A 13,912-nucleotide genomic window follows, 5' to 3' on the forward strand; every position below is an offset into this window, starting at 1 on the left:
ATTATAACAAATTAGATTTTTAATTGTCACGTTCTGATGACACATTCTCAAAAAAATCACGTACATCTGTAGCAATGTCATCTGAAGACGTTGGGTGAATCGGTAAATCTCGTGGTAAAGACCTTTGCATCATTGACGCATAGCTCGCACGTGTAAAACGTGGGTCGGTCATAATAATAATGCCACGGTCATCAACCGACCGTATCAATCTTCCAACCCCCTGTCTTAAACGCAACGTCGCCTTAGGTAACGTATAATCATAAAAGCCATTCCCACCTGCTCGCTCAATTTCGTCTAAACGCATGCGCGCTGATAATCGCTCAGGTGACTCGAATGGGATCCGGGTTATCATCAAAATTTCTAATTCGTTTCTCGGTAAGTCGATTCCTTCCCAAAATGTATCCGTTCCAAGTAAAATGCTATTAGGTTTGCGTTTAAATTGCTTAGTTATTCGTTCATTCGTTCCCGAAATTGACTGAGCATATACTTCAATGCCCTCTTGTAAAAGAACTTCGTGCGTCATTTGATAAACTTTTGCTAACTGTTCATGTGAAGTGAAGAGAACCAACATCGATCCCTTTTTTTCACGTGCAATAGCGGTAATTAAACGGCTTAAATACTTTGCATAGACAAACGGCGACTGGTAAAAATAATCCTGACTATCTTCTAACGTCATAATACATGCCTGTTCATCGTAAGCATAGGGTTCTTTTAAAGTCAGTTCTTGAAACGTCTGAATCCCTAATTGATTCATCAAAAAATGAAAGTCATGGTTGACTTCCAACGTGCCACCCGTCAATAAACATTGACGGTAACGTTGATACCAGACTTGCTCAGTGACTTCTACTTTCTCTTTTGACAAACATCCTATCACAACATTTTCATGTTTTTTCTCTAGACGTATCCAAAAAATAGTATCAACATCATCTTGCCATAACTGTAAAATACGAAACCGCTCAATGAATTGTTCTAACAATTCTATTTGACGACTAAACGCCATTCTTTCCGATAAAAGCCATTTCTCTTGATGTGATTCAAAGGTCTCTTTCGCTTCATTTATCAACTCTTGTAATTCATTGACACATGATAGTAAATTAGCCAAATCACTTTCTAAATATAAAGGTAAACGACGTTTTTCATCTGGTTTAAAATGATACGTTTCACCGTATGCTAGACCATAATCAATTTGCGCTATTTCCGTAATATCAGAAAAAACATGCTCTAAATAAGTATGTATCTCTGTCAAAATTAAGGTCATATGTTGTAAAAGATTGCCCCACTCATCATGTTTTAACAACTGAGCAACACTTAACTCAGGCCCTTTCAATAACTCTGTTACTTGATAAAAAAGAAGGCGTTTGTTACTCGTTGCTTGATTTCGTTGCCACAACATGTCTGGTAAGTGGTGCGCCTCATCTATAATAAGAAAATCACTACAAGGCAACTGAAATGTTTCACGTCTATCTTCTTCTATTAAATAAGCATGATTGACGATGATGACATTCGATACTCGTTGTCGTTCTTTCAAATGACGATAAAAATCTACATCATAAAACGGGTCGGTCGCTATTAACCATTGCTCTCCTCTATGTCGAACATGTTCAAAAAATAAGTGTTCGTAGTTAGCCAATTGAAGTTCTGTTAAATCTCCTGTGACCGTTTCTGTGAGCCACACGAGAACCCCCATTTGGTAAAGCAAGTATTGCTTTTGTTCAACTGGATGTGACAGCGTTTCAGCAAAGCGTGTCAAATCTAGATAATGACGATGACTTTTCACTAATGTGGCTTGTAACGCATCCGGATGAAGCCGGTTTACTTCAGGAACTGCATATAGCATGAGTTGTTCTTCTAATAAAATCGAGCGCGTACTTACAACCACTGGGTTAGTAGACGTAGCTAAGTAACTTAAAGGATACAAATATCCTATTGTTTTACCACTTCCCGTTGGTGCTTCTAATACAAACGGTCTGTTTTTCGTCTTTTGTGAAAAATAATCAAAGACCTCATCCATCATTTTTACTTGTTCATCTCGATACTCAATCTCTCCAGCAAATATTCGTTGCTTGTCGGTACGTGTTTTCGGATAGTCTTCTGGATTAGCGATTTTTTCATTTAAAAAAACTTCTTTTTTTCTTAAAGCTATACCATAATGGATAAATAGCTCCTCAGGTAAGTCTTTTTTTTGTTGCCGACTTTCCGCTAAAAGCATTTGCAAGAATTCGCGTGTATCAAACGCCAACATCGTGCTTAAAACCGTAATACGTTCAAGTGTTACAAGAGGAAGGGATAACGCCTTATCCGTAATTTTTTGTAACAACTCTTCCGTGACTTCAGCGTCGCTATCAGCTTGATGCGGACGCTCATGTGTCAACTGCAGTTCATTGGCAATATCTGTCAAGCGAAAACTAGGAAGTCTAGGATAAAAAATCTGAGCTAATTCTACCGTATCAATCGCCAGAATATTTAAACGAGGCAATCCAACCCGTGAAAAAGACTCATTTAAAAACTGATAATCAAAATGCACGTTATGTGCGACAAAAACGCAACCTTGCAAACGTTGATATAAATCGGCAGCCACTTCTTCAAAATAAGGGGCTGTTGCCAACTGTTCATTCGTAATTTTAGTTAATTGTTGGATATGTGGAGAGAGTGTTCGGTTAGGATTAATGTCTGTCACAAAACGATCAATCGTTATGCCATTTTGAACAAAGACACACCCAATTTGAATTAATGCATCCTCTTCAATATTTGCGCCAGTGGTTTCCAAATCAACCACTGCATAGATATCACTTCGTTGCATGTTACTCTCTCCTAACCCTTTAATTTCTCTTTTAGATTAAATGTTCGCGCTTCAGTAATGTAGACATCCAGTCAACCGTCTGCGCTGTTTTTTCATAAAGAATGGCTTCGCGATTACCCGCGATTGCCTCTTCCATATTCGTTAATTCGTACCATAAAGCGTCTTCAGTTCGACCTGCACGAATGACTTCTTCCGAACCATCTGGATAAACAATCGTTGCTTCATCTGCCCGTGGATACTCCATAATTTCAACATATGCTAAGTCTCCAGCAATCAATGCACGCTTTGGTAATTTCGCACGAAAACTTAAATTAGAGGTCAACATAATATCGTCCGTCGTGCGCATTGAAATAGCCCATCGCTCATCGACACCTGTTGGCGCGTAAGGAATCATGAAACTATCCAACTCTACAAGAGCGCCATCCGAAAAGAAACTTAAGAAAGACAAGGCATACGTCCCAATGTCCAACATTGACCCGCCCCCTTTTTCTTTAGAGAAAAAGCGGTTAGTCGGATCATCTTCTTTCAAACTACCAAAATCAGCTTGAACTTGTTTAATCTCACCTAATTTACCACTCGCAATCAATCGTTTCAACTCGTGCATTAAAGGCATATGAAAAATCGTCATCGCTTCTGCTAAAATGAGTTGACGGTCGTCGGCCAATTGTTTTAAAAGCGCTAATTCACGGCTGTCGTGCCAAATAGCCTTTTCACACAACACGTGTTTGCCATTCTCAAGCGCCTCTTTAATTAACGCAAAATGCTGACTATTAATTGACGCAATATAGACGACATCCACATCTTCATCTTGAAAGAGTGACGTGTAATCCCCGTATGATTTAACAGCGTTGAATTTCTCTTTAAATTCATCTGAACGTGCTTGATTACGAGATGCTACGGCATATGGTTGTAAACCATGTTCATTCATCGTACTAGCAAAACGATGTGCGATATTTCCTAAACCGACGATTCCCCATTGATAGGTTGTCATATTCATTCCTCATTTCTTAATCTTAGTAAGACAAAAAGTTTCAGCAATCATGTCAGATGAAACTTGTTCATACTGACTTAAATCAATATTATAATACTCGAATAAATGGTCGCTAAGAACTGCGACCGGCCGTTTCGCCCCTCAGGTAAAACCAGCTTCTCCTTTTTGAAAATCGATAATGGCTTCGCTAAATTCCTCTACACGATAGCCACCACAACGCGTGCGGATTTCTAAATCCGACCAGTAACTAAATATCTCTATGGCCTCCAAGTCAAAAACAGAGGTTATCTGCTTAAATTTGTCCGTCAAGTACTGCTGAACTGTTTCCTGTCTGTCGTGCGACCAACGATTATTCGGATGTAAATAACGTTCTAACAACGTTCGACCTTGTGCATCTTGTTGGGTCTTAAACAATGAAAAAATCTCATCTAACATTTTTTCACTCCTTACTTCGTTGAATTTTTAAGAGCTTCGTTTAAAGCAATCAGCTCTTTCTCTGATAGATAACGATAGTAACCTGGCTTTAAATTCCCTAACTCAATCATCATCACGCGTGTTCTTTCTAAGGCTGTCACGTGATAACCAAGCGCTTGAGCCATTCTTCTTATTTGACGGTTCAACCCTTGTTGTAACGTAATCTCAAACTGATAAGTCGATACTTGTTTCACCTGACATTTTTTAGTTTTCTGATGCTTACCTGTTACAGGATTAAAAATTGTCACTCCTTGCGCCATTTGTTTCAAAAACTCTTCGGAAATCGGTTGGTCTACGGCCACTTTATACGACTTATCGTGTCCATTTTCTTCTCTTAATATTTTATTGACGATATCTCCGTCATTGGTCATCAATAAAAGTCCCGTAGACTCTTTATCTAAACGACCGATTGGGAAAATCATCTCGGGATAATCCATAAACTCAGTTAAATTGCCCTCAACTTTAGTATCGGTGGTTGAGGTAACTCCTACTGGTTTATTTAATGCCAAGTATACATGCGCTTGCTTCGGTACAATAGCTTGTCCATTGACTGTAACGTGTTGGTGAGCAAAAACTTTAGTTCCCACTTCTGCTACTTGACCATCAATTTTTACAGCACCACTTTCGATATGGCGATCTGCTTCCCTTCTCGAGCAAAAGCCTGACTGACTAATGTACTTATTCAGACGAATCGCGTCGGCTTGCTCATGCTGTATTAGTTGCGAAGGATTTGCATGTTGATGACTCATCAATCTTGCCTTTTTCATCTTTAGAATGCCTCTTTCTCTTACGACTTAAAAAACAGCCAAGCTCTCAGAAGAGTGGCTTGACTGTTAGGTTTTAAAATGCTTCAGTTAATTGTGGCACGACTTGTTTTTTACGAGAAACAACACCAGGAAGTAACGCAGTATGATTTTCTAAGGTCACGTTAAAGGCTTTCTCAACAGCCGCAATCTCTTCTCCAATAGCTAAAACAACGGAATCGCTATCTAAAATATTAGTAATAACAAGAACGAATAAGTCAAAGCCATCTTTGGCATTTTTTTCAGTCATCAATGCTTCTAATGACGCTTGACGTGCTAAAACTTCCGCCACATCCACTGTGTTAACTTGACCAATACGCACAATCTTGCCATTCATCGTAAATGATTTCGCGTCTAAGTCTAAAATTTCTTCATCTGTTTTTGTAGCAAGATTCGTGCCTGCTTTTAACATTTCCAGACCGTATTCTTCTAAATTAACATCTGCTATTTCAGCCAAAAGTTTTGCAACTTTTTCATCTTGATGCGTGCATGTTGGTGATTTAAATAAAAGCGTATCAGAAACGATAGCAGAAAGCATTAATCCTGCAATTTCTTTAGGAATAGCAATGTCATTTTCTTGATACATTTTATATAAGATTGTCGCCGTACAACCAACTGGCTCTGCACGATAGTACAGTGGATTCGCCGTTTCAAAATTAGCTATACGATGATGATCAACAACAGCTAAAACTTCGACGTCTTTAATATCGTCGACACTTTGTTGTGCTTCATTATGATCCACTAACATGACTTGTTTCGTCTCGTCACTCGCACGCTCTATAATACGTGGCGCAGCTACTTTAAAATAATCCAACGCAAATTGTGTTTCTTCATTAGGAGCACCTAATGCAACTGCTTCTGTTTTAAGACCTAATTGATTTTGTAAGTAGCTCATTGAAATAGCTGAAGTAATAGTATCCGTATCCGGATTTTTATGACCAAAAATTAAAATCGTTGACATACAAAAACTCCTTCTTTCTTCATGTGGTTTCATTATATCATAAATCACCTTATATGTTATACCGTTTTAAACGAGCAAATAAAAAAGACGTCAAAATTGACGTCTTTTAACACTTTTATGACCATACACGTGTTTGATAGCCTTTGTAATCATCGACATGTAATAGTTGCTGAGCATTTTTAACACGCTCTTGAGCAGGTGGATTGATACCTTCTAACGGGTAATCCAAGCCTAACTCTTGCCACTTGTATATTCCCATTGTGTGATAAGGCAACACTTCAACTTTATCAACATTATTTAATGTTTTGATGAAAGCATCTAAACGTATTAAATATTCATCGTAGTCTGTACGTTGTGGAACAAGGACGTGGCGAATCCATACCGGTTGATTAATATCTGAAAGGTACTGTGCCATTTCCAAAATATTCTCATTTGGATGGGATGTTAATTCACGATGTCCATCACTATCAATGTGTTTGATATCAAATAACAGCAAATCTGTGTACTGCATTAATTCTTCAAATTTACTAAAGAATGGTTCACGACGAGTAAAAGGTTTCCCACAAGTGTCGATAGTCGTATGAATACCTTCTTTTTTAGCTTTTTTAAATAAATCTAGCAAGAAATCTAACTGAAGTAAAGGTTCGCCACCACTTACTGTGATGCCCCCTTCTGCTCCCCAATAGCTACGATATTTTAAAGCTTCCTCTATCATCTCATCTGCCGTGACTTCACGTCCCCCACCGATTTTCCATGTATCAGGGTTATGACAGAACTGGCATCTCATTTGACACCCTTGAGTAAAAATAATAAAGCGTACACCAGGACCGTCTACGGTTCCGAAGTTTTCAGTGGAATGTATTCTTCCGACAACTTGTTTCGACATCTTTTCTCATCTCCATTTTTTAAAAATGGGATGACTCTCGCCATCCCATTATTTTTTATTACATGTGATCGTGTGATGTTCTTGCGATAACGTCTGCTTGTTGTTCCGGTGTTAAGTCACGGAATTTAACAGCGTAACCAGATACACGAATCGTTAAGTTTGGATATTTTTCTGGATGTGCTTGTGCATCAAGTAATAACTCATTTGTGAAGACGTTGACGTTCAAGTGGTAACCACCTTTGTCAAAGTATCCGTCCATTACGTTACGTAAGTTATTGATACGTGTTGCATCATCTTTACCTAATCCATTAGGGTTAATCGTTTGAGTATTAGAAATACCATCTAGAGCATTTGTATAATCAAGACGTGCAGTTGAGTTTAATGAAGCTAACAAGCCATTTTTCTCACCTAAATATTTACCGTCTTGGTAACTTGGGTTAGCACCTGGTGCTAATGGTTTACCTGCACGACGTCCATCAGGTGTATTACCTGTTGCTTTACCGTATACAACGTTTGATGTAATCGTTAATAATGATGTTGTTGGTGTTGAATTACGGTATGTGTGTTGACGTTTAATTTGTGTCATAAAGTATTCAAGAATCCAGTTTGCTGTAGCATCTGCTTCTTCTTGGTCATTACCGTATGTAGGGAATTCGTTTGTTGGTACATAGTCTACTGCTAAACCATCTTCATCACGAATTACTTCAACATTACCATGTTTGATAGCCATTAAACTATCCGCAGCATGTGAGATACCGGCAATACCTGTTGCGAAAGTACGTTTTAAGTCGCTATCCATTAAAGCTAATTGAGGTGCTTCATATGCATATTTATCATGCATGAAGTGAATAACATTTAATGTGTTAACGTACAATTCTGCTAACCAGTCCATAATATCTTTATAGTTTTCGATAAATTCATCGTAGTCTAATTTATCACCAGTCATTGGACGGAAACGAGGTGCCACTTGTTGTTTTGTCATTTCATCGACACCACCGTTAATCGCATAAAGAACAGCTTTAGCTAAGTTAGCACGTGCTCCAAAGAATTGCATATCTTTACCAACGACTGTTGCAGACACACAACATGCGATAGCGCAGTCATCTGAACCCCAGTTTTCACGTAATAAATCATCATTTTCAAATTGAATAGATGAGCTTTCTTTTGCGATTTTTGCAGCAAAAGTACGGAAACCTTCTGGTAATCTTGATGAGTATAAAACAGTTAAGTTTGGCTCTGGAGATGGTCCCATATTTGTTAATGTATGTAAAATACGGAAATCATTTTTCGTTACTAATGAACGGCCATCTAATCCCATACCCGCAATACTTAATGTTGCCCAAATTGGGTAACCAGAGAATAATTGGTTATATTCTGGTGTACGAGCGAATTTAACCATACGTAATTTCATAATTAAGTGGTCAATTAACTCTTGTGCTTCAAATTCAGTGATTAAACCACGTTCTAAATCACGTTGAATATAAATATCTAAGAATGCTGAGATACGTCCGATAGACATTGCAGCACCGTTTTGAGATTTAATAGCGGCTAAATAACCAAAGTATAGCCATTGAATAGCTTCTTTTGCATTTTCAGCTGGACGAGAAATATCAAATCCATAAGAAGCTGCCATCTCTTTCATTTGTGCTAATGCACGATATTGTTCTGTGATTTCTTCACGTAAACGAATAACATCATCTGTCATCACTTTGTTACCAGTGTTAGCATGATCTTTGGCTTTTTGCTCCATTAAGAAGTCAATACCATACAAAGCAATACGACGGTAGTCACCGATTATACGGCCACGTCCGTATGCGTCTGGTAAACCAGTAATAATTTTGTTACGACGAGCAGCACGCATTTCTGGTGTGTAAGCATCGAAAACACCTTGGTTATGTGTTTTTCTCCAGTCAGTAAAGATTTTCGTCATTTCTTCATCTGTTTCATAACCGTTTGATGTTAAGGCATTGTTTGCCATTTTGATTCCACCAAAAGGCATGAATGCTTGTTTCAATGGTACGTCTGTTTGTAATCCGACAATTTTTTCTTCTTCTTTGATTAAATAACCTGGTTCATGCGACGTAATCGTTGCAGGAATATTACTATCCATGTCGTATACGCCATTTTTTTCATGTTGAATTTCAAAAAGTTCTTGTAATTTAGTCCATAATTTGTCTGTGCTTGGTGCGATTGGCTCTAGGAAACTGTCATCTCCGCGATACTCAGTGTAGTTTGCTTGAATAAAGTCACGTACGTTAACTTCTTTTTTCCACGCTTCGCCTTTAAATCCATCCCAATGTCCCATTAACTGGACCTCCTCTTTCTTTTTACATCTTTGTAACAGCTTTACAATTACAGTATAACACAAGATAAAAATATCACAAGCATTTTGTGTGAAAATAATCTATTTTTCTTTTTTTATTTTAAAAAAAGTGAATAAAGCTATTAATATCAACATTTTAAAATGTTATGCTTATCACAAATTTATATAAAATGATTGTTTTAACTGTTTCAAACATTACCTTCCTCTGTACTAATACAGTTGTGTTTTTAAGGCTTTCTGCATTATAACACCGTTTTCATAAATTTATTTTTTAACTACCCGATATTTTAATAACACTATTAGATAAAATCAGTTATAATAAGGCATGGGAGTAACGATTCAGAGAGTGGTGATGTATGAAATTATTAAAAATTATAACAAATCGAGTCTTTTTAATTGGTGTTTTATTATTAATTCAACTATTGCTAATTGTCGGGATCCTTTGGCAATTTCAAGAGTACTTCGTTTACTTCTATGCCGTTTACGTTATCGCAGCTTTATTTGCCATTTTAAGTATTATTAATAGTCGTCGCAATCCAGCTTATAAAATTGCATGGCTTATCCCAGTCATGTTATTACCTTATATAGGTGTGGTGATTTATTTTATTTTCGGTCATCTATATGTACGGAGCGATTTTGTTAATCGCATGCGTAAAGTACAAGTGGCTGAAACGCGAGCAATCGAACAAACGGTAGAAAAAGTCGCTTTGCCTGAAAATGATATGGATGCAATCATTCAATCAAACTATCTCACCAACTACGGTCTTGTACCCTTATTTAAAAACACAAAGAGTCAGTACCTCCCACTAGGTGAAGATATGTTTGAATCGATGAAGATCGAATTAGAAAAAGCTGAAAAATACATTTTTATGGAATACTTTATTATCGAAAAAGGAAAAATGTGGGACGAAATACTAGAAATACTCGTTCGTAAAGCTGAACAAGGCGTTGATGTCAGATTAATGTACGACGACTTTGGCTGTATGTTTACACTTCCTCATCGCTATGATCTTGAACTAGAAAAAATGGGAATAAAATCTTGTGTGTTTAATCCTTTCGTTCCAGTTCTTTCTTCTATTTTCAATAATCGTAATCATCGAAAAATTACCGTGATTGACGGAAAAGTAGCGTTTACTGGCGGCGCTAATCTAGCTGATGAATACATTAATGAAATTGAGCGATTCGGTCACTGGAAAGATACGGCGATTCGCTTAGAAGGTGAAGCAGCTTGGGGATTTACACTGATGTTCTTAACACTTTGGGATTTTGTCCGTGGTGAGAATGACGTCTATGAAGACTATCATCCTGGTCATTTTCCAGAACTTCCTGATGATGAAGGCTTTTATCAACCATATACTGACATTCCTTTTGATGAAGAGTCTCTCAGCAGTAATGTCTATCTATCACTTATTAATCGAGCGGATCACTATGTTTACATTACAACACCGTATCTGATTATTGATAATTTATTAATGGAAGCTCTATGTAATGCCGCGAAGAGTGGGGTTGATGTTAGAATTCAAACACCTCATATTCCTGATAAATGGTATGTACATGCTGTCACACGCTCTAATTACGACCAACTAATAGAAGCAGGTGTAAAGATTTATGAATACACGCCTGGCTTTATCCATTCTAAAACATTTGTGGTTGATGACGAATATGCGGTGGTCGGTTCGATTAACATGGATTATCGCAGTTTATATCTTCATATTGAATGTGGCGTATGGATGTATAAAACGACAGCGGTCCAAGAAGTATATGATGACTTTATCGCGACCCAAGCGTTATGTCAGGAAATTACTATTGATGAAGTAAGACGAGTTGGTTGGTGGCGACATTTAGGACGAGCTGTTTTAAATGTTTTTGCCCCACTTATGTAAGCAAAAAACGTTATGCTAATGTTTAAGCATAACGTTTTTTATTTTATTCAAATGTCGTTGATTCTTGATAATTGTCATCTTATCAGGATATCTATTGACAATATTTTGATAATGTTGCTGTTTGTCTCGCGTTCTTCCCTTATATAAAACCCAAGTAATAAACTCCCAATCCAGTTTTTCTTCACAGCCTTTTGCCATGTCTGGCCTTGTCGTTCCTTGATATTTTATATAACGTTTAATGACACGCTTTAAACAAGCCCAACGCGAGAACTTCAGCCAAATAATCCACGTTGCTTCTTCCAATCTTTGTGCTTGATGATAACGTGTATAATTCCCCTCAATAATCCATTGTTCTCTTGCCATAAAGTCACTTACTTCTTTAAGAGCTTCTTTGTCTTCTTTAACTTGCCAATTCGGTAAAAATTGGACGGTATCGAGATGAAGTACAGGAATGTCATTCACTACTCCTATCTCACGAGCTAAAGTCGATTTCCCGCTCCCGCTATATCCAATAATAGCCACTTTCATCATTCAACACCGCCTTTTCCATTGTTATTTAAGAATTTCAAGTGTACTCTTAATTTGCTAAAAAAACAACTTAAATCCTAATATATTAATTTCATCATAACAGCGTTTTTTCAGATAAAAGTAAGGGTTTTCAATTGAATAAACATCTACGTTTTCGTATGATATGACTGAGTCTTATGTTTGTGAAGAAAGGAAGATTATATGAATATTCAACAGTTACGTTATTTTGTAGAAATTGCGAATACGCGTAATATTTCAGATGCTGCACGCAACTTATTTGTTACGCAACCAACTCTCTCCCTCTCTCTAAAGAAAATGGAAAATGATTTAAATACCAAACTTTTTGTTCATACTGATAGTCCATTCCAACTTACAGATACAGGTCTTGTTTTGTATAATCGTGGGCGAGAACTCGTACGCCAATTTGACCAACTTATTGATGACATTTATGATATGCAAGGCAAACCGACAAAGCAAACGATTCGATTAGGGCTGACGACGTTATTTGCGATTCAATTTATGAAAGAAATTTCACAGTTTTTAGCGACCCATCCCAATGTTGAGTTAGTAATCAAACAAGATGGATCACATCGACTGCAAGATTTACTCGTCGATAAACAAATTGATTTAGGGTTGATTTCATTCCCAAACTACCATCCCGAATCCATCACCATTGAACCATTAGAAACGACGACAAAGGGGTATCATGTATATGTGGTCGTGCCTGAAACAAACCCACTTTCTGAATATGACGAGCTTATTTTTAACGACTTGAAAAATGAACGCTTTTCATCTCTTACTGACGATTATATGATTGGGCGTATGCTTACTGACCGAGCTCGAGCATTTGGTTTCGAACCAAATGTTGTCATGCATAATGATGATTTACAGGTGCTTTTATATAGTTTAAAGAAAAACGACTCCATCTGCCTACTGCCGATAGAGTATCGGGTAGTCAGTGAAGTCGAAGGTGTAAAATGGATTCCATTAAAAGATCGCTGCAATTACTTTTCTATCGGCATTGCCTTACGAAAAGATTTCCATCGCACGGAACTGATTGATAAATTTATTTCAATTTTAAAAGAAAACTAACCTTGGAAAGCAAAAACAACTGAGCTATCGTATAGTTTCAATGTCTTTTCAAATAAAAACTTGGAAACAAAGCCCGCTATAATAGGAATAACAAACCAACACACGATGACGGCTACAATATTAAGACCTGCATCAAGTGAGGCAAGCGGGCCAACCAAGCCAACTAAACCAAAACCTGCTGATTGTGGTACTCCTGAAATGGACAGCATGGCGACTGGAATCGCTGAAATAGTCGCGGTAAAGAGACAAGGCAGTAAAATAATCGGATACTTAAATAAGTTAGGCATCATCATCTTCATTCCACCTAATGCAATCGCTAGCGTGACACCAGATTCATTGACTTTCCAAGAGTTAATCACCAACACGACTGTTGTCGCAGCAATTCCCATTGCTGCCGCTCCTGCCGAAACACCATTAAGCTGAATAGCTAAGCCAATCGCTACCGTTGTAATCGGTGAAATAATCAACGCAGCAAACGAACAAGCAATCAAGATACTCATGATAACAGGTTGGAAATCAGTAAAGTTATTAATCACTTTTCCAATCGCTACTGTGATTTGGGTCACAAACGGGTAGGTCAACATACCGAAAACACCGGCACCAATGCCGACGACAATCGGTAAACCAATAATTGCCACTGAACCAAATTTATCACCAATATAGAGTAACATTAAAACAGCTACTGACGCTGTCAACATGATATTAATGATATCCCCTGTACCAGCCCCTACAAAAACTTTCATATCTGGATTAAATTTAATAACACCTGAGCCAACAAAGGCTGCCCCTGCTGTAACCATGATCTTAGCCGGATTAAAACCAAATTGAACCGCAATCAACCCACCAATTATCAAAGGTGTTGCTAACTGAAAAATAACGGCTGCATCTATAATCATTGCGATTATTTTGTACTGAGCAAAATATTTTAAAATCGCGCTTAACACAGCGTTTGGAATAAGTGCCACAATCGTACCTAGTGCTGTTCCTGCAAGAACTTTGTTCATAAATATTTTGGGTGTGATTTTTTCTGCTTTTTCTGTCATGATTCATTCTCCTAATCGTTTTCATTTTAAAACGTGAATTCTTCTGGTAATGAGATAGCTTAGGACTCATAACGAAGAATTCACGTTTCACTTATTTATTAGATTTTAGTACGAGATAAGGCTGTCCC

The 13,912-nt window shown here is 37.5% G+C and carries 11 protein-coding genes; 2 read left to right on the top strand and 9 right to left on the bottom strand.

Annotation, left to right across the window (positions count from 1 at the left end; translation table 11 throughout):
* Positions 1-19: 19 nt before the first annotated feature.
* The 7 genes from M2919_RS02295 to pflB all read right to left on the bottom strand — a co-directional run bounded on the left by M2919_RS02295 (position 20) and on the right by pflB (position 9,220).
* Positions 20-2,800 (bottom strand): helicase C-terminal domain-containing protein, encoded by a 2,781-nt coding sequence (locus tag M2919_RS02295; RefSeq protein WP_248849105.1) that lies wholly within the window; start codon positions 2,798-2,800, stop codon positions 20-22.
* A gap of 31 nt (positions 2,801-2,831) precedes the next feature.
* Positions 2,832-3,791, bottom strand: a complete 960-nt coding sequence (locus M2919_RS02300; RefSeq protein ID WP_222317499.1) for a Gfo/Idh/MocA family protein — start codon at positions 3,789-3,791, stop codon at positions 2,832-2,834.
* A gap of 141 nt (positions 3,792-3,932) precedes the next feature.
* Complete coding sequence (locus M2919_RS02305) at positions 3,933-4,226, bottom strand: hypothetical protein (protein WP_202585488.1); 294 nt, start codon at positions 4,224-4,226, stop codon at positions 3,933-3,935.
* A gap of 11 nt (positions 4,227-4,237) precedes the next feature.
* Positions 4,238-5,032, bottom strand: a complete 795-nt coding sequence (locus tag M2919_RS02310) for a pseudouridine synthase (protein ID WP_211329517.1) — start codon at positions 5,030-5,032, stop codon at positions 4,238-4,240.
* 73 nt (positions 5,033-5,105) lie between these two features.
* Positions 5,106-6,029: a manganese-dependent inorganic pyrophosphatase gene (locus M2919_RS02315; protein WP_023605566.1), complete on the bottom strand. Its 924-nt coding sequence runs from the start codon at positions 6,027-6,029 to the stop codon at positions 5,106-5,108.
* A gap of 115 nt (positions 6,030-6,144) precedes the next feature.
* Positions 6,145-6,915 (bottom strand): pyruvate formate-lyase-activating protein, encoded by a 771-nt coding sequence (gene pflA, locus M2919_RS02320; RefSeq protein ID WP_023605567.1) that lies wholly within the window; start codon positions 6,913-6,915, stop codon positions 6,145-6,147.
* Positions 6,916-6,973: 58 nt separating this feature from the next.
* Positions 6,974-9,220 carry a formate C-acetyltransferase gene (gene pflB, locus M2919_RS02325; RefSeq protein WP_126761349.1) on the bottom strand — a complete coding sequence of 749 codons (2,247 nt, stop codon included), beginning with the start codon at positions 9,218-9,220 and terminating at the stop codon, positions 6,974-6,976.
* Positions 9,221-9,594: 374 nt separating this feature from the next.
* Between pflB and cls the strand changes: the two genes are divergently transcribed.
* Positions 9,595-11,121, top strand: a complete 1,527-nt coding sequence (gene cls / locus M2919_RS02330) for a cardiolipin synthase (RefSeq protein ID WP_202585486.1) — start codon at positions 9,595-9,597, stop codon at positions 11,119-11,121.
* Between the two features lie 15 nt (positions 11,122-11,136).
* On the opposite strand, the gene M2919_RS02335 is transcribed toward cls, so the two are convergent.
* Positions 11,137-11,652: a DNA topology modulation protein gene (locus M2919_RS02335; protein ID WP_248849106.1), complete on the bottom strand. Its 516-nt coding sequence runs from the start codon at positions 11,650-11,652 to the stop codon at positions 11,137-11,139.
* A 198-nt stretch (positions 11,653-11,850) separates the two neighbouring features.
* On the opposite strand from M2919_RS02335, the gene M2919_RS02340 reads away from it, so the two are divergent.
* A complete protein-coding gene (locus tag M2919_RS02340; protein WP_126761372.1) occupies positions 11,851-12,741 on the top strand; it encodes a LysR family transcriptional regulator in 891 nt (296 codons plus the stop codon).
* Here M2919_RS02340 and M2919_RS02345 read toward each other — a convergent pair.
* Positions 12,738-13,784, bottom strand: a complete 1,047-nt coding sequence (locus M2919_RS02345; protein WP_170167732.1) for a PTS sugar transporter subunit IIC — start codon at positions 13,782-13,784, stop codon at positions 12,738-12,740. The genes M2919_RS02340 and M2919_RS02345 overlap by 4 nt on opposite strands.
* Positions 13,785-13,912 lie beyond the last annotated feature (128 nt).

The organism is Vagococcus lutrae (genome assembly GCF_023299185.1).
In the GTDB taxonomy this organism is placed as follows: Bacteria; Bacillota; Bacilli; order Lactobacillales; family Vagococcaceae; genus Vagococcus_A; species Vagococcus_A lutrae.